Origin of the sequence: Acinetobacter sp. MD2, from assembly GCF_035615575.1 — a bacterium.
Lineage (GTDB): Bacteria > Pseudomonadota > Gammaproteobacteria > Pseudomonadales > Moraxellaceae > Acinetobacter.
Map to the genome: position 1 here is coordinate 57,568 of NZ_VTDK01000005.1, position 24,562 is coordinate 82,129.

The 24,562-nt window shown below is 40.0% G+C and carries 22 protein-coding genes; 16 read left to right on the forward strand and 6 right to left on the reverse strand.

Annotated features, from left to right (window positions below; all coding sequences use genetic code 11):
• Positions 1-20: 20 nt before the first annotated feature.
• Positions 21-1,163 carry a DUF1624 domain-containing protein gene (locus FXN70_RS08460; RefSeq protein WP_324647030.1) on the reverse strand — a complete coding sequence of 381 codons (1,143 nt, stop codon included), beginning with the start codon at positions 1,161-1,163 and terminating at the stop codon, positions 21-23.
• Between the two features lie 369 nt (positions 1,164-1,532).
• Here FXN70_RS08460 and FXN70_RS08465 point away from each other — a divergent pair, with 369 nt between their 5' ends.
• The gene (locus FXN70_RS08465) at positions 1,533-3,467 is read left to right on the forward strand and encodes an oleate hydratase (protein ID WP_324647031.1); all 1,935 of its coding nucleotides are present in this window, start codon (positions 1,533-1,535) and stop codon (positions 3,465-3,467) included.
• 54 nt (positions 3,468-3,521) lie between these two features.
• On the opposite strand, the gene proP is transcribed toward FXN70_RS08465, so the two are convergent.
• Positions 3,522-5,009 (reverse strand): glycine betaine/L-proline transporter ProP, encoded by a 1,488-nt coding sequence (gene proP, locus FXN70_RS08470; RefSeq protein ID WP_324647032.1) that lies wholly within the window; start codon positions 5,007-5,009, stop codon positions 3,522-3,524.
• Between the two features lie 526 nt (positions 5,010-5,535).
• Between proP and FXN70_RS08475 the strand changes: the two genes are divergently transcribed.
• Positions 5,536-5,955: a YeeE/YedE family protein gene (locus tag FXN70_RS08475; protein ID WP_324647033.1), complete on the forward strand. Its 420-nt coding sequence runs from the start codon at positions 5,536-5,538 to the stop codon at positions 5,953-5,955.
• The gene (locus FXN70_RS08480) at positions 5,952-6,371 is read left to right on the forward strand and encodes a DUF6691 family protein (protein ID WP_324647034.1); all 420 of its coding nucleotides are present in this window, start codon (positions 5,952-5,954) and stop codon (positions 6,369-6,371) included. The genes FXN70_RS08475 and FXN70_RS08480 overlap by 4 nt, the downstream gene beginning before the upstream one ends.
• Before the next feature lie 63 nt (positions 6,372-6,434).
• Here FXN70_RS08480 and FXN70_RS08485 read toward each other — a convergent pair whose 3' ends face one another.
• Positions 6,435-8,639 (reverse strand): OsmC domain/YcaO domain-containing protein, encoded by a 2,205-nt coding sequence (locus tag FXN70_RS08485; RefSeq protein ID WP_324647035.1) that lies wholly within the window; start codon positions 8,637-8,639, stop codon positions 6,435-6,437.
• 607 nt (positions 8,640-9,246) lie between these two features.
• Between FXN70_RS08485 and FXN70_RS08490 the strand changes: the two genes are divergently transcribed.
• Complete coding sequence (locus tag FXN70_RS08490; RefSeq protein WP_324647036.1) at positions 9,247-10,428, forward strand: lactonase family protein; 1,182 nt, start codon at positions 9,247-9,249, stop codon at positions 10,426-10,428.
• Between the two features lie 60 nt (positions 10,429-10,488).
• Here the strand turns inward: FXN70_RS08490 and lipA are convergent, their stop codons facing one another.
• Positions 10,489-11,502, reverse strand: a complete 1,014-nt coding sequence (gene lipA / locus FXN70_RS08495; RefSeq protein WP_324647037.1) for a lipoyl synthase — start codon at positions 11,500-11,502, stop codon at positions 10,489-10,491.
• Positions 11,503-11,710: 208 nt separating this feature from the next.
• Here lipA and sthA point away from each other — a divergent pair, with 208 nt between their 5' ends.
• The 10 genes from sthA (at position 11,711) to FXN70_RS08545 (ending at position 19,483) form a co-directional block, all read left to right on the forward strand.
• Positions 11,711-13,126, forward strand: coding sequence for a Si-specific NAD(P)(+) transhydrogenase (sthA, locus tag FXN70_RS08500; protein WP_324647038.1), 1,416 nt, complete (start codon positions 11,711-11,713; stop codon positions 13,124-13,126).
• A 163-nt stretch (positions 13,127-13,289) separates the two neighbouring features.
• On the forward strand, positions 13,290-14,162 hold the full coding sequence (locus FXN70_RS08505; RefSeq protein ID WP_324647039.1) for an urease accessory protein UreD: 873 nt from the start codon (positions 13,290-13,292) through the stop codon (positions 14,160-14,162).
• Between the two features lie 102 nt (positions 14,163-14,264).
• Positions 14,265-14,567, forward strand: a complete 303-nt coding sequence (gene ureA, locus FXN70_RS08510) for an urease subunit gamma (RefSeq protein WP_324647040.1) — start codon at positions 14,265-14,267, stop codon at positions 14,565-14,567.
• A gap of 12 nt (positions 14,568-14,579) precedes the next feature.
• Positions 14,580-14,888, forward strand: a complete 309-nt coding sequence (locus FXN70_RS08515; RefSeq protein ID WP_324647041.1) for an urease subunit beta — start codon at positions 14,580-14,582, stop codon at positions 14,886-14,888.
• A 25-nt stretch (positions 14,889-14,913) separates the two neighbouring features.
• The gene (gene ureC / locus FXN70_RS08520; protein WP_324647042.1) at positions 14,914-16,614 is read left to right on the forward strand and encodes an urease subunit alpha; all 1,701 of its coding nucleotides are present in this window, start codon (positions 14,914-14,916) and stop codon (positions 16,612-16,614) included.
• A 30-nt stretch (positions 16,615-16,644) separates the two neighbouring features.
• Entirely contained in the window at positions 16,645-17,151 is a 507-nt protein-coding gene (gene ureE, locus FXN70_RS08525; protein ID WP_324647043.1) for an urease accessory protein UreE, read from the forward strand.
• Complete coding sequence (locus FXN70_RS08530) at positions 17,141-17,803, forward strand: urease accessory protein UreF (RefSeq protein WP_324647044.1); 663 nt, start codon at positions 17,141-17,143, stop codon at positions 17,801-17,803. The genes ureE and FXN70_RS08530 overlap by 11 nt, the downstream gene beginning before the upstream one ends.
• 59 nt (positions 17,804-17,862) lie before the next feature.
• A complete protein-coding gene (gene ureG / locus FXN70_RS08535) occupies positions 17,863-18,477 on the forward strand; it encodes an urease accessory protein UreG (RefSeq protein WP_324647045.1) in 615 nt (204 codons plus the stop codon).
• A gap of 17 nt (positions 18,478-18,494) precedes the next feature.
• Positions 18,495-19,067 (forward strand): HupE/UreJ family protein, encoded by a 573-nt coding sequence (locus tag FXN70_RS08540; RefSeq protein WP_324647046.1) that lies wholly within the window; start codon positions 18,495-18,497, stop codon positions 19,065-19,067.
• 170 nt (positions 19,068-19,237) lie between these two features.
• Positions 19,238-19,483 (forward strand): hypothetical protein, encoded by a 246-nt coding sequence (locus FXN70_RS08545; protein WP_324647047.1) that lies wholly within the window; start codon positions 19,238-19,240, stop codon positions 19,481-19,483.
• Here the strand turns inward: FXN70_RS08545 and rsmD are convergent.
• Together rsmD and mrdA are read right to left on the reverse strand one after the other, a co-directional pair.
• On the reverse strand, positions 19,478-20,029 hold the full coding sequence (gene rsmD, locus FXN70_RS08550; RefSeq protein WP_324647048.1) for a 16S rRNA (guanine(966)-N(2))-methyltransferase RsmD: 552 nt from the start codon (positions 20,027-20,029) through the stop codon (positions 19,478-19,480). The two genes, FXN70_RS08545 and rsmD, sit on opposite strands and share 6 nt — an antisense overlap.
• A gap of 5 nt (positions 20,030-20,034) precedes the next feature.
• Entirely contained in the window at positions 20,035-22,062 is a 2,028-nt protein-coding gene (gene mrdA, locus FXN70_RS08555; RefSeq protein WP_324647049.1) for a penicillin-binding protein 2, read from the reverse strand.
• Between the two features lie 392 nt (positions 22,063-22,454).
• Between mrdA and FXN70_RS08560 the strand changes: the two genes are divergently transcribed.
• A complete protein-coding gene (locus FXN70_RS08560) occupies positions 22,455-23,771 on the forward strand; it encodes a hypothetical protein (protein WP_324647050.1) in 1,317 nt (438 codons plus the stop codon).
• Positions 23,772-23,833: 62 nt separating this feature from the next.
• On the forward strand, positions 23,834-24,493 hold the full coding sequence (gene adk / locus FXN70_RS08565; RefSeq protein WP_324647051.1) for an adenylate kinase: 660 nt from the start codon (positions 23,834-23,836) through the stop codon (positions 24,491-24,493).
• Positions 24,494-24,562: the final 69 nt, after the last annotated feature.

Genomic DNA, 24,562 nt, shown 5'->3' on the forward strand with positions numbered 1-24,562 from the left:
CGATCCACTCACGTTTCGACTTAAAAATATTTTAAAATTGCAATATGCTTATTTTGGTGTTTGAATTTTGAGAATTTCACCACAGCAGGATACAGTAAAAAAATTAAAATCAGACTGATGATCCACAGTTGATAAACCTCTGACACACCAAAATATTGTCCCTGATTTGCCCCCCAAATGTGGAATGCAATTAAATATAAAGCTTTAAGCACATAGAGGTGTAGCACATAAAAAAACATTGGTACAGAACCTAAAACAATCAGCGGACGTAGCCAATTTTTATGCTCAAATTGATTTAATCCAAGTAAACATAAAATACCTAAACTGACATTCCATAAAATAAAAAATAACGAAGGTGGATATTTGGTTAAGTTAAAAAAGCTCATGGTGGTTTGGCTGAAACTATTGAGATGTAACCAAGGTTGATCACCATAAATATTAATGGCACGCATAATAAAAAACGTAGTCAAACCTGTGATAGCAAATTTAAGTAGTTTTTGATTACGCTCAAGGCTACTTATGCCATCTTTAAAGCAGGCATATCCTAAGCAATAGCCAAGTGTAATAACCCCAATCCACGGTAAAACAGGATAGGTGGTGCGAAGGCGCAGCGATTCGCTCACTTCAATCAAATCTCGGTGATGCAAAATATTCCAAAATGCTTGTAGGGTTTCTGACTGAAAATGTATGTGGTCTAGAGCATTGTGCAAAAATATAATGCCCAAAGCCAATACCCAAAGTAGTTTTTTTGATAAGCCAATCAGTAAGCTTAATGCCAACATACTGATTCCGATTGCCCAAATCACTTGTAAATATAAAACATCGGGTGGGAATTTTGCTGTCCATGCAAAGTTAATCACGGTCAACTCTAGACCAATTAAAAATAAGCCACGTTTAAATAAAAATTCGCGTGTCATTTTTAAGTCATATTTTTGTTGATATAAATAGGCTGAAAGCCCTGTAAGTAACAAAAAAACAGGTGCGCAAAGGTGCGCAAGTGAACGACTGATAAATAAAGCCGGCTCAAGTTGATCGATCTGCATGGGGTCGCTGACTTGATGATGTAAATAAAAAGTTTCACGAACATGGTCAAGTAGCATAATGAGCATAACCAAGCCACGTAAGGCATCGATGGCGTGTAGACGTTGAGAAGTGACTGACATAATAAAAAATGAATATGTGTTTTTATGTTTTGTTATAGTATAACAAATTAAAATAATGTAAAAGAGAATTATTTAAATAGTATGAATGGATACAACAACCTAAATTTCTTTCTACTATTTTAAACAGCATCAATTTATTGAACATGCTTTTATTATTTTATTGAACGACGAGCATTTTATTATTAATTTTACTTTTTGGTAAAATAGGCTTAATCTAATTTTAGATGTTTAAAATTTAAATCAGACAAAAATACTCGGATTAATTTATTGATTTTTATAAAAATATTTCTTTAAAAGTGAGGTGAATCGGCATATTGTATAAACATGACAGTATTAATAATGATTCAATAATACATGTGGAGAAGAACTGTGGAAAACATCACAGCAAAATTTAATCAAATTTTACAAACATCAGAAAATTTCGGTAAGGTTGTACATCAACCCGATGCCAGTTGCGAAGCGGTGACCAATACCGCAGAAAAAACGTTTCCAAATGCCGATTATATGGGAAATTATCAGCGGAATCGTGCTGTGCCCGCGCAATCGTATGCCGACAGCAAAGTGTATATTGTGGGTAGTGGCATTGCAGGGTTGTCGGCTGCGTATTACTTTATTCGAGATGGTGCGATTCCTGCCGAAAATATTACCTTCTTAGAGCAGCTGAGTGTTGATGGCGGTTCACTCGATGGAGCAGGCAATGCCACAGAGGGTTACCTTATTCGTGGCGGCCGCGAAATGGACAATTCTTATGACAATATTTGGAATATTTTTCAGGATATTCCTGCCTTAGAATTGCCTGAACCGTATAGTGTTTTAGATGAATATCGATTATTGAATGATCACGACAGTAACTATTCAAAATCTCGTTTAATTCATCAACAAGGTCAAGTCCAAGATTTTAGCCGTTTTGGTTTAAGCAAAAAAGACCAATTGGCCATGCTGAAATTGCTGCTAAAGAAAAAAGAACAATTAGATGACATCACGATTGAACAATATTTTAGTCAAAGCTTTTTAGACAGTACTTTCTGGATGCTGTGGCGAACTATGTTTGCCTTTGAAAACTGGCACAGTTTACTTGAATGTAAATTGTATATGCATCGTTTTTTACATGATTTAGATGGCTTACACGATTTATCTGTGGTGGTTTTCCCAAAATATAATCAGCATGATACCTTTATAAAACCACTACGCAATGATTTAAAAAACAAAGGTGTAAAAATCCAATTCGATACTTTGGTACAAGACTTAGAGCTTGAACAACAAGGTGATGAAAAAATTGTCCGTGCATTGGTAGTGCAACAGCAAGGACAGTCACAACGCATTGAAATTCGGACGAATGATTTTGTAATTGTCACCACAGGTTCGATGACTGAAGACACCGCTTATGGCAACAATATTACGCCTGCACTGAATCCTCAGCAGGCTAAAGTAAGTGGCCAGAGTGCAGGTTGGCAGCTTTGGAAAAATTTGGCTAAAAAAAGCCCTATCTTTGGTCGTCCTGAAAAGTTTTGTCAGGATATTTCCCGTTCGGCTTGGCAGTCAGTTACTTTAACTTGTAAGCCTTCGGCTTTTGTAGAAAAGTTAAAACAATATGCAGTGAATGATCCATATTCAGGTAAAACCGTAACAGGCGGGATTATTAGTATTACCGACTCAAATTGGCTGATCAGTTTTACCTGTAATCGACAACCACATTTTCCAACGCAGCCCGATGATGTGCTTGTGATTTGGGTCTATGCCTTGTTTATGGATAAAGCAGGTAATTACGTACAAAAAACCATGCCTGAGTGTACAGGCAACGAAATTTTGACTGAACTTTGTTATCACTTGGGAATTTTAGACCAAGTGGATGATGTGATTACCAATACAATTGCCCGTTCAGCCTTTATGCCTTATATCACCTCGATGTTTATGCCACGTGCCAAAGGTGACCGCCCAGAAGTTGTACCACAAGGTTGTAAAAATTTGGGCTTGGTTGGGCAGTTTGTTGAAACCAAAAACGATATTGTCTTTACCATTGAGAGTTCTGCGCGAACAGGACGTTTAGCGGTCTATCAGTTGCTTAATTTAGACAAGCAAGTACCAGATATTGCACCGTTGCAATATGATATTCGTCAAATTTTAAAAGCAGCAAAAGCTTTAAATGATGGTGGTTCATTCCCGGGTGAGTGGCTGTTAACGCATTTGTTAAAAGGGACTTATTATGAGCATATTTTGCCTGTTTCTTCAAAAGTACAGTCACAACAATTTGTACTAAAAAATGCATTTAAAGAATTAAAACAGTGGAAAAAACGGTTTAAATAAGTATGCATAAAAAAGCCTCTAGCTTTGGCTAGAGGCTTTCTTGTAAAAGGTAAATTATTCAATATCTGGATGTTGCTTGGCTAAGTGTTCACGCTTGCTTTGCAAAGCATCGATTTGCTGATCAATCAGTTCGATTTTTTGCTCTAAATTATCATGATATTGTACCAATAATTCTTCGGCTTCTTCAGTATCTACTGCCATTGGTTTAGCACCTTTAAGTGGTAAATTTGCAGTTTCTTTTAAATAAAAAGCAGTGATAATCCCAAAAACGCCACAGATCATTAAGTAATATGCTGGTACCATAATGTCATGGGTGGTTTCAACCAATGCTGCGGTAAGCGTTGGTGTTAAACCTGCAATCACGACTGAAATATTAAATGCAATTGCTAAAGCGCTATAGCGTATTTCTGTTGGAAATAGCGCAGGTAAGGTGGATGCCATCACACCGATCAACATATTTAAAGACAATGCTAAAATAAGTAAACCTAAGAAAATTAAGCCAATATTATTACTATCGAGCAATTTAAAAGCAGGGTAAGAAAATAAAACCAGTGCAATGCTACCGATAAATACAAACGGGCGCCGGCCAATTTTATCGCTAAGTAAACCAACAACAGGCTGTACAAACAACATACCAATCATTACGGCAATAATAATGAGCACGCCGTGGTCTTCTGAATAGCCTAAATTATGTGAAAAGTAACTTGGTAAATAAGTTAATAGCATGTAATAGGTGACATTGGTACAAATGACCAAACCAACGCAAACCAAAAGGCTACGTCTATATTGAGTGATGATTTGCTTAAATCCAATTTTTTCAGGTTTTTTATTCGCAGCTTGATCTTCACTATGCGCTTGAAAGGCGGGGGTTTCATCTAAAGAATGACGTAAATAGAGTCCAATCATACCTAATGGTAAGGCTAAATAAAACGGAATACGCCAGCCCCATTCCATAAATGCTGCTTCACCAATCGAAACACTGATAGCAGATACGACCCCCGCACCTACTACAAAACCTAAAATCGAACCAAAGTCGAGCCAACTGCCCATAAAGCCACGTTTACGGTCAGGTGAATATTCGGCGACAAAAATTGCAGCACCTGCATATTCTCCCCCTACCGAGAAACCTTGGGCAATTTTTACAATCAACAGTAATATTGGTGCCCAAATCCCAATACTGTCAAAGGATGGAATGAGACCGATACCAAAAGTACTCACCGACATAATAATAATGGTCATTGCCAATACTTTTTGACGGCCGTATTTATCCCCTAAACGTCCAAAAAAGAGACCACCTAGAGGTCTAAAAATAAAAGGAATAGAGAATGTTGCAAGCGCAGCAATCATTTGTACGCTTGGAGATGAGTGTGGAAAAAAGACTTTACCTAAAACATAGGCAACATAGCCGTACACACCAAAATCAAACCACTCAATTGCATTTCCCAAAGCCGCCGCTTTAATGGCTTTTTTGGTTTTTTCATAATCGACAATTGCAATATCATCAATTTGGAGTGGCTTTTTTCTTCTTTTAAATGGGCGCATTTACAATTCCTCTAAATGCAATGTTTAGCTTGGTGTTTGATCAACGCAAACACAAAAATCAACATCGTTTATAAGTTGTTAAAATGCGATATTTAAATTGGTCATTTTCTAAAAAAGTATAGGATGCAGATTGAATCTATACTCTTTTTGAAAAGTTATAAATATCAATGAATTAATATTATAGGGTGGATTGAATGAATGGTATGTTGTGTGATGATGAATGAAATGTATTCGTTTATTTTAATTTATGTAATTTAACTAGTACATAGGGCTTGAAGTATGTTAGTGGTTAATTTTTGTGTATTTTGATTGCTTGTGTTAGTGCTTTGTATCTTCATTTCTTGTGAATGCATTAAAAGGTGTAAGACAAGAGTTGGTTGTTTTTAATTTTGCTTGAATATTGAAGCGCTGTGCGATAGTTGATGAAATAGTTGGGTTCAACATACTTTTTTTGATGTTTAAACATGATCAAAATATTGTCATAATTATAAATTATTGGCTTTATCGATCTTGATTTAGGTGAATTATGCCAAATTTCATAGCTGCTTTGATAGGTGGGGCCATGATTGGCTTTGCTACGATAGGTTATTTATATGTAAATGGTCGTATTGCGGGAATTAGCGGCTTAATTGCACAATTACTACAGCCAAAGTTTTTTTTTAATCACTCTGGGTTTTGGTTTTTAGCTGGATTAATCAGTGTATCATTTGTTTATAAACAATTTATAAAGCCTGAAATTGTATTTCAGTCTTCTGTAAAGATGTTGATTATTGCGGGCTTATTGGTGGGTTTTGGAACACGGTTAGGATCTGGTTGTACTAGTGGTCATGGTATTTGTGGGATTAGCCGCTTGTCTTTCAGGTCTATTCTTGCCACGATTTTATTTATCATGACAGGAATGCTGACTGTATATGTAATCAGACATGTGATTGGAGCAGTGCGATGAAAAATGGCTTAGCTTTCTTGTTTGGTTGTTTATTTGGCTTAGGGTTATTAATTTCAGGAATGTCCAATCCACAAAAAGTATTGAATTTTTTAGATATTTTTGGTCAATTTGATTCTAGTTTAATCTTTGTGATGGTTGGGGCAATTGCTGTTGCAATTATTCCATTTCAAAAAGCGAAGCGACATCCTAAAACTTTGTTCAATGATGATATTTCATTGCCAGAAAATAGAAAAATTGACTTGAAGTTAATCGTTGGTGCGATGATGTTTGGTATTGGATGGGGGATTGCCGGCATTTGCCCAGCACCTGCGCTTACTTTAATTGGTCTAGGCTATATTCAAATTTGGTATTTTATTGCCGCAATGTTGGTTGGAATGTGGTTGTATCTTATTTATGCTCGGTTGGCAGGTGATTAATTCGTTGGTAACATGAACCATTTGAACCCCAAGATTCATCTGGTTCACATTCTTTTTGCTGAATTAAAGGCTTAAATTGACTGCTTTAGCACGGGCTTTGTGCAGTTTTTTATAGCTTTCAATTAAGCGTAAATGACGATCAAGTCCTTCAAGCTGCATATTGGTTGGCGTTAAGCCATAAAAGCGCACCGTTCCTTCGACTGAACCTATCACTGCATCCATACGTTCTTGACCGAACATACGACGGAAATTGGTTTCATAATCTTCCAATTCCATTTCATCATCAAGCAGGACTTCTAGCACGACGTTCAGACATTGATAAAATAAACCGCGTTCAACGGTATTGGTGTTGTACTGTAAGAATGCTTCTACTAACTCTTTAGCCTCTTCAAATTGCTCAAGTGCCAGATAAATTAACAGTTTTAGCTCCAGAATAGTGAGCTGTCCCCATACCGTATTGTCATCAAATTCAATGCCAATTAACGTCGCAATTTCGGTATAGTCATCGGCATCACATTCTTCTAAACGTTCAACCAACGCTTCAAGTTGGGCTTGATCTAAACGATGTAGATTTAAAATATCTTCACGGAAACCTAAGGCTTTGTTGGTATTGTCCCAAATTAAGTCTTCTACCAAATAAATTTCAGAATAATCAGGTACTAAAATACGACACGCCGTTGCACCTAAATGCTGATACACCGCCATATAGGCTTCTTTGCCCATATCTTCTAAAATGCTAAATAATTCAGCCGCCTCTTCTTCAGTTGAATATTCTCCATCGTTGGTAAAGTCCCATTCCACAAAATCGTAATCCGATTTTGCACTAAAGAAACGCCATGACACCAAACCGCTTGAGTCAATAAAATGTTCCACAAAGTTATTGGGTTCGGTTACTGCTTCGGATTGGAAAGTTGGCTGAGGTAAATCATTTAAGCCTTCAAAACTACGCCCTTGTAATAGTTCGGTCAGGCTGCGTTCTAATGCCACTTCAAATTTTGGATGTGCGCCAAAAGAAGCAAAAATACCGCCCGTACGTGGGTTCATTAGGGTCACGCACATCACTGGGAAGTCGCCACCCAACGAGGCATCTTTGACTAAAACAGGGAAGCCTTGTTCTTCTAAACCTTGAATGCCTGCCACAATGCTTGGATATTTGGCCAAAACTTCTTGTGGTACGTCAGGTAAGGCAATTTCACCTTCTAAAATTTCACGTTTCACCGCACGTTCAAAAATTTCAGACAAACATTGCACTTGAGCTTCAGCCAAAGTATTGCCTGCGCTCATGCCATTACTTAAATATAAATTTTCAATTAGGTTAGATGGGAAATATACCACTTCTTGGTCGGATTGACGTACAAAAGGCAATGAACAAATGCCACGTTCGGTATTGCCTGAGTTGGTGTCATACAAATGTGTGCCGAGTAATTCATCCTCTGGATTGTAAATTCCAAGGCAATATTCATCTAAAATTTCTTGTGGCAATTCCCCATTTGGGCCAGGTTTAAACCATTTTTCATCTGGATAATGCACAAATTCTGAATTGGCAATGTCCTCACCCCAGAATTGATCATTATAGAAGAAGTTACAATTTAAACGTTCAATAAATTCGCCCAAAGCCGATGCTAAAGCACTTTCTTTGGTTGAGCCTTTCCCATTGGTAAAACACATTGGCGACTGCGCATCGCGAATATGTAAAGACCAAACATTAGGGACAATATTGCGCCAAGATGCAATTTCAATCTTCATGCCTAAATTGGCTAAAATGCCCGACATATTGGCAATGGTTTCTTCAAGCGGAAGGTCTTTACCTGCAATATAGGTGCTACTTTCTGAAGCAGCATTTGGCATCAATAACGCTTGTGCATCGGCATCAATGCTAGATACTTCTTCAATAATAAATTCAGGGCCAGTTTGAATCACTTTTTTGACCGTACAACGATCAATTGAACGTAAAATGCCTTGACGATCCTTGTCCGAAATATCGGCAGGTAACTCTACTTGAATTTTAAAGATCTGTTTATAACGGTTTTCTGGGTCAACAATATTGTTTTGTGATAAACGAATGTTGTCGGTTGGAATATCGCGTGCAGCACAGTAAACTTTGACAAAATAAGCGGCGCACAGTGCAGATGAAGCCAAAAAATAGTCGAATGGGCCCGGCGCTGAACCATCGCCTTTATAGCGAATGGGTTGATCGGCGATTACGGTAAAGTCATCAAACTTTGCTTCTTGTCGAAGGTTGTCGAGATAATTAACCTTGATTTCCATGCTAGTACCTAAATATTTTGATGTGTTGCAAGCAGATAAGATTGCAAATATTGATCGATAAGCCGAATCACAAAGAAGAAATTGACTTAAAAGCAGTCGCTAAAGTTTAAGTTTTATGGGTTAAAACAGACTTTCGCGTTAATGGGGATCTATTATAGAAGTATTTTATCGCATTGATAACTTTTCTCGGTGTTTATGATGGATTTATATAAAAAATAAATTACAGATGCGTATGCAAGTGACTGGATGGAATAATCATGCTGTTTGAATTTCATTGCCGATGTTGTTTTTGCTTTATTTTTACTCAAATGATGAGATGAATAGCTGCATTTACGAAAACAATAATGCGAGAGATGAGTTTATGTTTTATTGTAATATGGTGTGAGTGAAAATGGAATTTAGATGCTATTTCGACAAAATAGCAGCGTAAAAGCTTGGTAAATGAATGATGATGGCGGTCAATAGGGAATCGGCTGTTACTTCATCATGTGAAAGCTTATTCACTTTCATTTGCTCGAGATGGAAAAAATACGTTGAGCAAAGCAGGATTTCGACAGAAAGACTGTTTTGTATGAAATGGAACAACAATTATTGAATGGAACAATACATGACTTTAAAAAAACTTGCATTAATGAGTATTCTCTCTGCATCATCCCTTTTTTCTGTACACAGTTTTGCAGCCGAGCAGGTGCCTGTACAAGAATTTTTTGTGGGTACATGGACCAGTGAGAGTCCAAGTGCTGTGCCTAGTGTGACTGAAAGTCAGGGCATTTATCGGGTTCGATTAAATGCTGATGGTTCATTGGTAGCGTTGGGTTCAACCTCGACCATTAGCCCATCGTGGTTAGCTGTATCAAAAGATCAAAAAACACTTTATAGCACCAATGAGGATGGCCGTGAAATTAATGGTGGTGTCTCGGCATTCAAAATTGATGCTGATGGTAATTTAAAATTATTAAATCGTGTCGATAGTCAAGGACAGCAACCTGCACATGCCGAAGTTTCTCCAGATGAAAAGTATCTTTTAATTTCGAATTACTCTGTGAGTGGTCGAGGTGCGGGCGTTGCGGTGTTTGCATTAAATCAAGATGGTTCGATTGGTCAGTTTGTGCAAAATATTGCATTTGGTGAAGGCAGTAAAGTCATTGCAGAGCGCCAAGCCAGTGGACATGCGCATTCGGTAACTTTTACACCAGATGGTAAACGTGTCTTTTTAGCAGACTTGGGTGGTGATGTTATTCGAGCTTATGCTTATCAGGCAAATGCAAAGACACCATTAAAAGCGACACCTGAGCAAAATTTACGTTTTCCTGCGGGCAGTGGCCCACGTCATTTATTGTTCTCAAAAAATGGTCAATATGCCTATGCAACCACCGAAATGGCAGCGCAGGTAACGGTATTTGCAAAGAAAGCAGGGAAATATCAATTACTTCAACAAGAGAACTTAACCACAAAAACAAATGCAGATACGAAAAGTGCCTCTGGGTTGTTGTTCTCACCTGATGGTAAATTTTTGTATGTAGGTAACCGTGGTAAAACTAACGAAATTGTAGTGTATGCTGTGGATGCTAAGACAGGAAGATTAACATTGTCAGGGCAGTATAACAGTGGTGGTGCAGAACCGCGTGCATTTGCATTTGACCAAACAGGAACGTATTTGTTCGTCTCGAATGTCTTTAGTAATACTGTTTCGACATTTAAGCGTAATGCTGTAGATGGTTCATTGACACCAACACATACTGCACTACAAATTGGTCGCCCAACCGACATTAAATTTATTGCTAAATAAGTTGAGCGTTATATCTGAAATAAAAAACCTCTCAACTTGAGAGGTTTTTTATTTTAGCATTTAAGCTTCAACAGCGTGAATTGCAATTTTCTTGGCAGGATCAGCTTTACGGCGTACCGCAGGCACAGGCTCACCATAATATTGACGGTCGGCAAAATAGCTTGAACGCACCATTGGTGCAGACCAAATATTTCTAAAGCCAAGTTTACGCCCATGTTCAGCATAACGCTCGAACTCTTCTGGGGTCACAAAACGGTCGAGTGGTGCGTGTTGTTTCGATGGCTGTAAGTATTGGCCAATAGTCACATAATCGACACCGTGCGCGCGTAAATCATCTAGCAATGAAATGACTTCTTCTTCCGTTTCACCTAAACCTACCATTAAACCGCATTTGGTTGGTACATCAGGGCAATATTCTTTAAACATTTTGAGTAAGGTTAAAGAATGCTGATAGTCTGAACCTGGACGCATGGCTTTATATAGGCGTGGTACGGTTTCAATATTGTGGTTGAAAACGTCGGGTGGGCATTCAGTCATAATACGCAGTGCGACATCCATACGACCACGGAAGTCAGGCACTAAAATTTCTAATAAGGTTTTTGGACTTAAAGCGCGTGCTTCTTTAATACAGTCGACAAAATGTTGTGCGCCACCATCGAGTAGGTCGTCACGGTCAACCGAAGTAATTACGGCATATTTCAAATTTAAGTTTGAAATGGTTTCTGCCATGTGGCGAGGTTCATCGGCATCGAGTGCATTTGGACGACCATGTGCAACATCACAAAATGGACAACGACGGGTACAAATGTCGCCCATAATCATAAAGGTTGCTGTGCCACCACCGAAGCATTCAGGTAGGTTTGGGCAGGCAGCTTCTTCACATACGGTATGTAATTTTTGTGCGCGTAACGTGGTTTTAATGCGTTGCACTTCTTCTGGTGCAGTCATTTTAACGCGAATCCAATCGGGTTTACGCGGCACTTCAACCGTAGGAATCACTTTTACAGGAATTCGAGCGACTTTCTCTGCGCCACGTAGTTTGACCCCCTGTTCAGGTTTACGGTTACTTGTCATATTCAACTTTTCCACTGTTTGACGATAGCGATTTGCGTGCTAAGTCCACTATTATAACGAAAAATCACATGCTTTAGCGATGAAAACGCATTTCGCTAAAAAATAGTGTCATAAAAGATATATGTTGTGGAAATACAATAAAATCACCGATATTTTACTAAAATTTGCGATAAAATAGCGCCAAAATAAATTGAAAGGGACGTGTTGAATGCGACGCAAGAAAGAAGTCATTCGAGGGAATTTTGTTAAATATGATGCCGTTGTGCTTGGCTCAGGTCCTGCGGGTGAAGGTTCAGCCATGAAACTTGCCAAATCTGGTAAGCGAGTTGCAATTGTCGAAATGCATGAGCAACTGGGTGGCAACTGTGCGCATGTGGGGACTATTCCAAGTAAAGCGTTGCGTCAAACGGTTTCGAGTATTATTCGTTACCAACGTGACCCAATGTTTCAAAAAGTTGGTGAGTGGAAAAAATTCACCATGAAGCAAGTGTTAAGTCACGCGCATCGCGTGATTCAACAACAAGTGGCGACCCATACTCGTTTTTATGACCGTAATAATATTGATGTATATCATGGTCGTGCCTATGTGCAAGACAAAAATACAGTGATGGTGTTTACCCCTGAAGGCATTAAAGAAACCATTATTTTTGATGAATTGGTGATAGCCACAGGTAGTCGTCCATATCAACCTGAAATTTTAGACTTTAAACATCCACGCGTATTTGATTCAGATAAAATTTTAGACCTCGATTACAGCATCAATAAAATTATTATTTATGGTGCAGGGGTGATTGGTTGTGAATATGCTTCGATTTTTATTGGTTTGAATCATAAAGTTGATTTAATTAATACCCAACCACAATTGCTAAGTTACTTAGACACCGAAATTTCAGATGCTTTATCGTATCACTTACGTGAACAAGGTGTTTTGATTCGTCATAATGAACAAATTGATCATTTAGAAACGTTTGATGATCACGTGGTATTGTATTTACAAAGTGGTAAGAAAATTAAAGCCGATGCCATTTTATGGTGTAACGGCCGTTCGGGTAATACCGATGGTTTAGGGCTTGAAAATGTCGGTTTAAAACCAAATAGCCGTGGTCAATTAACGGTAAATGAAAAATACCAAACCGAAGTTGAAAATATTTATGCTGCGGGCGATGTTGTCGGTTGGCCGTCTTTAGCGTCTGCCGCTTATGACCAAGGGCGCTGTGCGGGCGCCAACATGAGTGGTGAGGAAAATGTAAAACCTGTGACCGATATTCCAACAGGGATTTATACCATTCCTGAAATTTCATCGTTCGGGAAAACCGAGCAGCAACTTACCGAAGAAAAAATTCCGTATGAAGTTGGACAATCGTCATTCCGTCATTTGGCGCGTGCGCAAATTACGGGCGATACGGTAGGTGAGCTTAAAATTTTGTTCCACCGCGATACCTTAGCTATTTTAGGGATTCATTGTTTTGGTAATAATGCAGCTGAGATTATTCACATTGGCCAAGCGGTTATGCAAAGCCCGAATAACAGCATGAAGTACTTTATTGAAACCACATTTAACTACCCAACCATGGCAGAGGCTTACCGTGTTGCGGCATTAAATGGTTTAAACCGTTTGTTCTAAATTACGGTTTAGTGCGGTTAAAAAGGATGCTGATATAGCATCCTTTTTTATGTTGTGATAAAAAAGAATGATGAAAATTAATCCACTAAAATTTTAAAAATTCAAACTTGGCGTAATTTTCGCTAATAAAACTCAAAACAGAATGTTGAATGATGTTATTAAGATGAATATTTCGCTCAAACCGCAGCATTCTGCAACGTCCCAGTGGTTCGCACAATTAGAACTGGGTTTTTGTGCGCAAGATGATCGCACTATTTTAAAGCATAGAAAACATTTTGGCCCTATACGCGTGCAAAAAATGTTGTGGCCTGAAAAAACTGGTGTTTGTCACGCCATTATTGTGCATCCACCTGCGGGCATTGCCGGTGGTGATCATTTAAGTTTCCAAATTCATGTAGCAGAAAATGCACATGGATTGGTCACCACGCCGGGGGCAGGAAAATGGTATCAAACCAATGCCAAACAAGCGTTTCAGCATATTCAAATTAAAGTCGATGCCAATGCAACTTTAGAGTGGTTGCCACAAGAAACCATGCTCTTTAATGGTGCAGTTGCTGAAAGCAGCAATCATATTCATTTGGCTCAGTCGGCTAGTTTTATTGGTTGGGACATGTTGGTGATTGGTCGGCAGTCGCGTGCAGAACAATTTGCGAAAGGGCATTATCGTAGTGAAGTTAAATTGTGGCGTGAACAAAACTTACTTGTTGCCGATATTCTAAGTTTTGCAGGTAATGATCGTTGGTTAAGTTCTTGTTTAGGGATGAATAATTGTGCAGTGATGGGAAGCTTGTGGGCGGTTGCACCTGAAAAATTTCGTTCCTCGGTGATTTTAGAACAACAGCTTGAATGGATTCGTGAGTTGATGGTGCGGATGAAAGCTTCTGTTACCTTAACTTTGTTAGGTGATGTGATGTGCGCGCGTTATTTAGGTAATGATGCACGACAATGTCACGATGCATTTGCGGCTATTCGTGCCAAATTACGCCGCTATTGGTTTCTATTAGATGAGGAATTCCCACGAATTTGGCGGACGTGATATCAGTCAAATCGTTTATTTTCAAAACATATAAATAGATTATGCTGTTTTCTAGCATACATTTTGCTTAAGTTAAAACCAGACTAGATTTAGGAAAAATGCATGGAACTGAATCCTACAGAAAAAGACAAAATGTTAATTTTTACCGCCGGCCTAATTGCCGAGCGACGCAAAGCCCGTGGTTTAAAATTAAACTATCCAGAAGCGATTGCTTTTATTTCGGCAGCACTGCTTGAAGGCGCACGTGATGGTATGAGCGTAGCCGAGTTAATGCATTATGGTACGACGCTTTTGAGCCGTGATGATGTGATGGATGGCATTGCAGAAATGATTGCAGAAGTACAAGTCGAAGCCACTTTCCCCGATGGTTCGAAATTGGTCACGGTGCATCAGCCGATTGTATAAAAGGAGAACGCGATGATTCCGGGTGAAATTATAACGCCAAATACTGATATTGAACTCAATGTTGGACGTAGCACCTTAAAAATACGCGTGGTGAATACAGGTGATCGCCCAATTCAAGTTGGTTCGCACTTCCATTTTTTTGAAGCCAATGATGCATTACAGTTTGATCGAGCGCAAAGCAGAGGATTCCGTTTAAACATTGCAGCAGGTACAGCAGTACGTTTTGAACCGGGGCAAAGTCGTGAAGTTGAATTGGTGGCTTTGGCAGGTAAGCGTGAAGTCTATGGTTTTGCAGGTCGTGTGATGGGCGCATTGGATTAGACTAAAAAGATAAGGGTTATTACAAATGAAAATGTCACGCCGTGCATACGCAGAAATGTTTGGCCCAACAGTGGGTGATCGCGTTCGTTTAGCAGATACTGAACTATTTATTGAAGTTGAACAAGACCTCACCACCTATGGCGAAGAAGTCAAATTTGGTGGTGGCAAAGTCATTCGCGATGGTATGGGGCAATCACAATTACTTGCTGAAGATGTTGCGGATACCGTGATTACCAATGCGCTGATCATCGATTGGTGGGGGATTGTTAAAGCTGATGTAGGCTTAAAAAATGGCCGCATTTGGAAAATTGGTAAAGCGGGAAATCCTGATATTCAGCCCAATGTAACTATTCCACTGGGAGCCGCCACCGAAGTCATTGCAGGTGAAGGACAGATTTTAACCGCAGGTGGTGTCGACACGCATATTCACTGGATTTGTCCGCAACAAGTTGAAACAGCACTCATGTCAGGCGTTACCACCATGATTGGTGGCGGGACAGGGCCAGCAGCAGGGACATCGGCAACGACCGTCACGCCGGGTCCTTGGCATATTGGCACTATGTTACAAGCCATTGATGATTTACCGATGAATATTGGCTTGCTCGGTAAGGGAAATTTAAGTTTACCCGATCCAATTCGTGAACAAATCAAAGCTGGTGTGGTGGGCTTAAAACTGCATGAAGATTGGGGTTCAACGCCCGCAGCCATTGATAACTGCCTGACCGTCGCAGATGAATTTGATGTACAAGTCGCCATTCATACCGATACGCTTAACGAAAGTGGTTTTTTAGAAGAAACACTGGCAGCATTTAAAAATCGTACCATTCATACTTATCATACTGAAGGGGCGGGCGGTGGACATGCACCTGATATTCTAAAAGCGATTGGTCAAGCCAATGTTTTACCCTCATCGACCAATCCGACTCGTCCATATACCGTCAATACCATTGATGAACATTTGGATATGTTGATGGTCTGTCACCATTTAGATCCAGCAATTTCAGAAGATGTGGCATTTGCCGAAAGTCGAATCCGCCGTGAAACCATTGCCGCCGAAGATATTTTACAAGATTTAGGCGCAATCGCCATGATGTCATCCGATTCACAAGCGATGGGGCGAGTCGGTGAAGTGATTATTCGCACGTGGCAAACTGCGCATAAAATGAAAGTTCAGCGTGGCGCATTACAAGGTGATAATACGACGCATGATAACAATCGTGTGAAACGCTATATTGCAAAATACACCATTAATCCAGCCATTACCCACGGTATCAGCCATGAAGTGGGTTCGGTTGAAGAAGGGAAGTTGGCGGATTTAGTGCTGTGGAAACCGGCATTTTTTGGCGTTAAACCCTCCATGATTATTAAAGGTGGCATGATTGCAGCTGCACCAATGGGCGACATTAATGCCTCAATTCCAACACCACAGCCTGTACATTATCGTCCGATGTTTGGTGCACATACCCGTGGTGTACATCGAACTTGTATGACTTTCTTGTCAAAAGTGGCGATTGAGCAGGGTGTGGCCGAGCAATTGCAATTAAAAAAAATGATTAGCCCGTGTAAAAATACCCGAAATATCAGCAAAGTAGATATGAAGCATAATTCGTATTGTCCTGTGATGGACGTTCATCCTGAAACCTATGAAGTCCGTGCCGATGGTGAATTGTTGACTTGTGAGCCTGCCGATGTATTGCCGATGGCACAGCGATACTTTTTGTTTTGATTAAATGTATACATTGATGGATAGAATGTAATGAAAATCTACACCCAACGTCTCGACGAAATTGCATCGAATCAACATTTTGAAACGGTCGCGTTAACCTTTGACACCCGCCAAAAATCACGTTTTCGTGCCACTTTAGCCAATGGTACAGATATTGGTGCAGACCTGCCACGTACAGGTATTTTGCGTAGCGGTTCATTTATTGCAACCCGTGAAGGTGACATATTACGTGTAGATGCCAAACCCGAGCAGTTAATGCAAGTGACGGCAAAAACCGATTTTGAATTACTCAAGGCGGCGTATCACTTGGGGAATCGCCATGTTCCCTTAATGTTAACGCCGACCGCTTTATATTTTGAACCTGACCATGTTTTAGCAGAAATGGTTGAAGGCTTAGGTTTAAATGTGACGCAAGTACAACATGCCTTCGAGCCTGAAAGTGGTGCTTATGCACAGCATGCGCACAGCCATGAGCGTTTATCGAAAGCAGAGAGCAACGGTTTAAGCCCAATTAAGTCTTTACACCATGTCCATTAATGCTGCGCAGTTGTTAAAGCTACTTACTTTGTCTTCAACAGCATTACCTGTTGGGGCATATTGCTATTCTCAAGGGGTGGAAACTGCAATTGAAATTGGCTTAGTTCACGATGAAGCAAGCAGTATTCAATACTTTGAAGAAGTATTGCAGATGCTCTTGGTTCGCTTTGAATTGCCCGTGTTAAAACGCTTGATACAATTTTATGACGATGATGAACAGTTTTTACATTGGGCAACCTTATATAAAGCCAGTCGTGAAAGTAAGGAATTATTGGCAGAGTCGCAGCAATTGGCATTTTCTTTGAATGCTTGGATTAAAGATGTGTTGAAAATGCCCGTATTGGTTAAAAAACAATTTGGTTTTGTACCTGTATATGCAGAACTGTGCGGACGACTAAACTTGAACGCAGCCGATGTACTCACCGCATATAGCTTCAGTGTGCTTGAAAACCAAGTGTTGGCCGCTGTAAAAACAGTGCCTTTAGGGCAAATGGCGGGACAACGCATTTTGTGGCATTTACATGGTTTAGTGCCCACAGCTGTAGAGCAAGCTTTGGCGTTAGAGGACGATCAACTCAGTAGTGCTTTACCTCGCTATGCCATGCTCAGTATGCAACATGAAATGCAATATTCAAGATTATTCCGATCTTAATCGTATTTAAAAAACCCATCGTAATGTAGTGAATAACACTCAATTAAAAGGAATGAAGCATGATAGAACGTAGCCCATTACGTGTTGGAATTGGTGGCCCAGTCGGTTCAGGTAAAACTGCGTTAACCTTAAATTTATGTCGTGCGCTGCGCGATAAATACAATATGGCGGTGGTCACCAATGACATTTATACCAAGGAAGATTCAAACTTTTTGACCCGTAATGAAGCGATGTCACCTGAGCGCATTGTTGGAGTTGAAACGGGTGGGTGTCCACACACAGCCATTCGTGAAGATGCCTCCATTAACTTGGCTGCAATTGATGATTTATGTGAAAAATTTGAGGGTTTAGAGCTGATTATCATTGAAAGTGGTGGTGATAATTTGGCTGCAACTTTTAGCCCTGAATTATCAGACTTAACACTTTATGTGATTGATGTGGGAGGTGGCGAAAAAATCCCACGTAAAGGCGGGCCGGGTATTACCAAATCCGATTTACTCATTATTAATAAAACCGACCTTGCACCAATGGTCGGGGCAAATTTAGATGTCATGGATCAAGATGCTAAGCGTATGCGTGGTGAGAAACCATTTTTATTTTCAAATATGAAAACTGAAGATGGTTTGGCACAAATTATCGAATTTATTGAAAAACAAGGCCTATTTAAAGCCTAAGCTTGCAGGAGATGACAATGCAAAAAATAAATAAAGTTTTTATTGCGCTATTGGCAGGTCTACCTGCTGTGGCAATGGCACATCCTGGACATGAGTTTCCTGAACTTGGATTTTTAAGTGGCTTCTTTCATCCATTCACTGGTTTAGACCATATGTCGATGGCAGTGGGTTTGGGTGTTTTGTTGTATAACGCTAAGCAACGTTGGCAACTTACCGGTTTGCTTGGATTGGCATTTTCATTAATGTTAGGTTTTATCGTTGGTACGCAAAATTGGCTTGCAAGTAGTGCTGCGGAATATGGCATTGTGGCATCGCTCTTATTTTTAGCTTATACCTTGTGGCGCAAACAAGAAAGTTTACTACCCATGGCAACAGTTTCGTTGGCCGTGTTTCATGGTATGGCACATGGTACAGAGCTGAGTGGGCATGGGCACTGGGCGGCACTCATGTTAGGTATGGTGAGCGCAATGGCAATTCTTTATGCCGCAGGCTTAGGGCTTGGTGCGTTATTACAACGCTTTTTACCACAGCAAGGGCGTAAAATTGTGGCTGCCTTAGTCGCTTTAGTTGGCTTTATCGGGTTGGCATAATTCTATTTGGTCGCTTTATTTAAAGACATTCGAATTTGGTGTTGTTGGTATAGCCTTCAGTATATTTAAAAAAAAGCATGCAAGATTGAGCGTGATTCGTTACCTAATCTTGCATGATTCTTCATGATTTAAGTTTAAAAATAGTCGCACATTATTTTAAGAGCGGTGCGATGAAATACTTTTGGGCATATTTATTGTGCTTGGTTTCGTTGAATGGTTGCATTGTGCCGCAAGTTCATGCACACCATACACGATTGCCTTCACGTTTAGTTACGCCAATATTGGTCGATAATGGTTATCACGATGATGATGGACGAGAACATGAGCCCATGCAAACACGCCGCGAACAATTGCCAGATGCGTTACGCCGTGAGAATCGCCCCGATGAATTAGACGATCTCACGGAAATTTTATAATGCCTGTTTTTGAAATAAACCTGCGTGAACAATGCCTGCTTTGGTTTGTTTCATCAGTTGCCAAGTTGCAGGAAGTTGTAATTGCTGTAAATCGCGGTCTGCTTCTACATAAATAAAGCCCGCGGCTTTAATGTGTGGGTCTGCAAGAACAGCAAGTTCATGCCATAAGTTTAAAGCATAGGGTGGGTCTAAAAAGACTACATCAAACTGTTGATTCAAGCGTGGTAAAACTTTTTCAGCAATACTGATGTACAATTTACAATTTGCAATATTCAGTAGTTTGAGATTTTGCTGTAAAAATTTAGCCTGTGTTGGGTCAGGTTCAATCATCACCAATTCACGTGCGCCGCGTGACAATGCTTCAAATCCTAACGCGCCCGAACCTGTGCAAATATCCAAAACCATTGCATTTTGAATGTCCCACATTAGCCAATTAAACAAAGTTTCACGCACACGGTCTGGTGTTGGGCGTAATCCCTCTATATTGGCAAAGGGTAGAACCCGTCTTTTCCACTCACCACCAATAATACGTAATTGATTTTTCATTGCATTTATTCCGTAATTTCAGCTTGTGGAGCACTTGGTGCTGTTGCATGTGGTGGTTTAGCCTTTGGTTTGTTTTTATCTTTATTTGGCACGGCATTTGGATCAGCTTGTAAAATATTGTCGCCACTTGGTAATTGACCGGGTTGAATACCAGCAGTCATTAAGCTACCTGTAACTTGGTGTAAGGTGGGGCGAATCGGATTATTTTTACGTTGTACCATCCAATAATCAAATACAGGGCGTGCCAATTGTGCTGCTGCACCGCCATGTCGTCCATTTTCTAAAATTACCGCAATTGCAATTTGTGGATTATCAGCAGGGGCAAAACCCACAAATAAACCATGGTCAAGCTGACGTTCGGTTAAAATCGACTCATTATATTTTTTACCTTGCGCAATACTTTTGACCTGTGCCGTTCCTGTCTTACCCGCAATTTGGTAGGCACTGGTACGAATACCACGCCCTGTACCCGAGTTGATTACATTCACCATTGCTTCACGCATTTTGAGCCAATCATCTTCAGTGCCATTAAACACAACTTTACCATCAGGAGCATTACGAATTGGGAATGGTTTTGAACCTTTCGAGCTGCTAAGCACATGCGGTATGAGGTGATTTCCCTGATTTGAAACGATAGAGGTTGCCATTGCCAATTGAATTGGCGTTGCAGTAAATGCACCTTGTCCAATACTCACGGAAATGGTCTCACCACGTAGCCATTTTGCTTTACGCGTACGCATTTTCCATTCAGGGCTTGGGTAAAGACCTGAGTTTTCATTTGGTAAATCAATTCCTGTCTTTGCGCCAAAGCCAAACTGACGCATCCAGTCATTCATGTGTTCAATACCCATTTGACTGGCCAATGTATAAAAATAAGTATCGCATGATTCTTGAATGGCTTTATTTAAATCTACAATGCCATGTCCGCCTTTTTTCCAGTCACGGAATTTATGCGAGTCGCCAGGGAGGTGGAAGTAACCAGGGTCAACAATTTTAGTTCCCCAGTTGATGACGTTATAGTTAATTCCACCTAAGCCTTCAACGGGTTTAATAGTCGAGCCAGGAGGATAAACCCCTTGCAAGGCACGGTTATATAAGGGCTGGTCTAAATTGTCACGCAAAGCAGTATAATCTTTACTGCTAATTCCTGAAACAAACAGGTTAGGATTAAAACTTGGGCTTGAGACCATCGCTAAAATTTCACCTGTGCGAGGGTCCATTGCGACAATTGCACCACGACGACCCGCAAGTTGTTCAGATGCAACAGTTTGCAAGCCATAATCTAAAGATAAATAGAGATCGTTACCACGTACAGGGTCTTTACGACCTAAATAACGCAGAACGTTACCATGCGCATCGGCTTCAACCGACTCATTCCCCGGTGTACCATGCAATAAATCTTCATAATATTTTTCAACCCCAATTTTACCAATGAGGTTCGTGCCTGCGTAAACATCTTTATTAATACTTTTTAGTTCTTTGTCATTGATACGCCCAACATAACCAATGACATGGGCAAATAATTCGCCGTAAGGATAATAACGCGTCATTTGCGTTTCAATTTTTACCCCTGGGAATTTGTACTTTACTTCGCTAAATTTAGCAATTTCGGTTTCATTTAAATTGAGTTTTAACGTCACCCGTTCAGTTTTTTTTGCAGTTTTAATTCGGCTATTAAATCGGTCAACATCTTCTTGGTTTAAACCAAGAATCGGCATCAGTGCCTTAACTGTATTGTCGATATCATCGACATCGGCTTTGCTTAAGGTAGCAGTAAAAACGGGATAATTATCTGCAAGTAAAACGCCGTTCCGATCATAAATATAGCCGCGTGCAGGGGCAAGCGGTTGTAAGCGAATTCTGTTATTGTCTGATGCTGTGGCAAATTCATTAAAATGAAAAATCTGTAAATAGACATAGCGTGCAATTAAAGCACTAAAACAGAGCACGACAAGCCCAATTGCAATGAAGATACGACTACGAAAGAGACGCTTTTCTTGCTGAACATTCTTTAAGGGGAAATGTTGCTTCATAGTCAGTTCATCAATCTATTGTTGGGCTTGAAAAGCGGACTATTTTAACTCAAGCGGCAAATGAATGAAGCACATTTTTATACATTCTGGGTAAAACTTGTTGTTTTGGAGAAATGGGCACGCAAAAATGAAGCCCAGAGATGAAAAGAGTCGACTCATCGGTATAAAAATGGATTTGTTTAGACATCTATCTTTGTTTTAAAGTCGTTGGAGTGAAGCAATTTACAGGAGTTGTAAATTGCTTTAAATAAAAGCTGCAAATATTTGGCATTTTATGAGCATTTTTGCCAATAAATACCCCGATAAAATACAAATTTGGTATACTTTAAGACATTGTATTGGTTCAAAATAGCACAATCCATCACATAAAACCCCAAACTTGAGAGTGCTTCATGCTGGAATATATTAGTCACTTGTGGCAAGTTTTTCTAAATCGGCCCGATCATTGGGCGGTGATTAGTATTCTTCCTGTGACGGCATTTGTGACTTGGGCGCATGTATGGATGGCGCTCAAAATGGTATTTTTCCCCATTCAATTTTGGGGTGTTCATGTTGGAAATGTGCCCTTAGGTTGGCAAGGCATTGTGCCACGCAAGGCAGGGCGAATTTCGGGCATTATTACCGATAATACCCTTAAAAAAATTGGTTCCCTCAGCGAATTTTTAGAGGCCATGAATCCTGAAGAAATGGCAGGCATTATTGGCGAACAAATTAATCAAGACCTTGAAAACTTAATTGATGAGGTCATGCTTGAACGTAATGCGGTGCTTTGGGAAAATTTACCCTATTCAATTCGCCGCCGTATATACGACCAAGGACATAAACAGCTGCCAAGTGTGCTAGAACATTTGGTGACTGAATTATCGACCAATGTGGAGTCGTTGGTCGATATGCGTGAAATGGTGGTGAGCCAAATGGAAGGCGACCGCCGTTTAATGGTACGGATGTTTTTAAAAGTAGGCAAAAAAGAAATTAACTTTATTTGGCATATTAGTGCGCTGATTGGTTGTTTCTTTGGTTTGTTCCAAATGATCATTTGGTTTTTAGTCCCGTGGCATTGGACCGTGCCATTTTGGGCGTCTATTTGGGGCTTACTCACCAACTGGATTGCCATTTGGATGGTGTTTAATCCGATCTATCCGCACTATGTGCGATATCCACAATTTTTCCGACGCACCAAAAATCATCAATTTCCGTGGATTGTCCCTGTTATTCCGTGCATAGGCACGTATAATATTCAAGGGGCATTTATGAAGCGCCAAGAAGAAGTATCCGATGTGTTTGCCAAAGTAGTGACTGAAGAGTTAATTACGGTTAAAACCATTATGACCGAAATGATGTATGGTCTTCATAAAGACAAAACTCGTCGTATTGTTAAACAACACGTCAATCAAATTATGGATACGCCATTGGTTCGTACAACTTTACAGTTGTCTTTGGGGCCAAAAGCGTATGCACAGTTAAAAACAGACTTGATTGACCGTTCAATTGAAATTACGATGGTTCCCGTATGCGACCCTGCATTTAATGCTAGCCGTGCGCGAAAAATATTTCAGATGTTTCGTGACCGTATCCGCGAATTAACCCCAGATGAGTTTCAGAACTTATTACGTCCCGCATTTAAAGAGGATGAATGGATTTTGATTTTATTGGGTGGAGTCACAGGCTTTATTGCGGGTACAATACATTTGTTTGTTGCTTTTTTATAAGGCTTAACTTTGAACGCTAATATAAAGTTAAGACTGTTTTTTTATAGATGAGGATTTATTAAATGCGCATTATCTTACTCGGACCACCTGGAGCAGGTAAAGGTACTCAAGCTCAGTTGATCTGTAAGCGCTATGATATCCCACAAATTTCAACCGGTGATATGCTCCGTGCTGCAATTCGTGAAGGTACTGAATTAGGCTTAAAAGCCAAAAGTGTCATGGATGCTGGCGGTTTAGTGTCAGATGATTTAATCATCGGCCTAGTGAAAGAGCGTATTGCACAGCCTGATTGTGTGAATGGCTGTATTTTCGATGGTTTCCCTCGTACCATTCCACAAGCTGAAGCTTTGGAAAAAGAAGGTATCGACATCGATCACGTGATCGAAATTGATGTTGCTGATGCTGAAATTGTACAACGTCTTTCAGGTCGTCGTCAGCACCCTGCATCGGGTCGTGTCTATCACACCGTTTATAACCCACCTAAAGTGGAAGGTAAAGACGATGTAACAGGCGAAGATCTAGTGCAACGTCCTGATGACCAAGAAGAAACCATTCGTAAGCGTTTAGTGTCGTATCATAACGAAACTGAGCAATTGGTTGGTTTTTACCAAGGTCGTGCTGCTTCTGGCGAAAATGCACCAAGCTATGACAAGTTAAATGGCTTACGTCCAATTGATGACGTTCAAGTTGACTTGTTTAAAATTTTAGACCAAGCAAAATAATTTTTTGGTTTAAAATTTAACATAAAAGAGTCCTAAGCCTATTTAGGGCTCTTTTTTATATGGATGAAC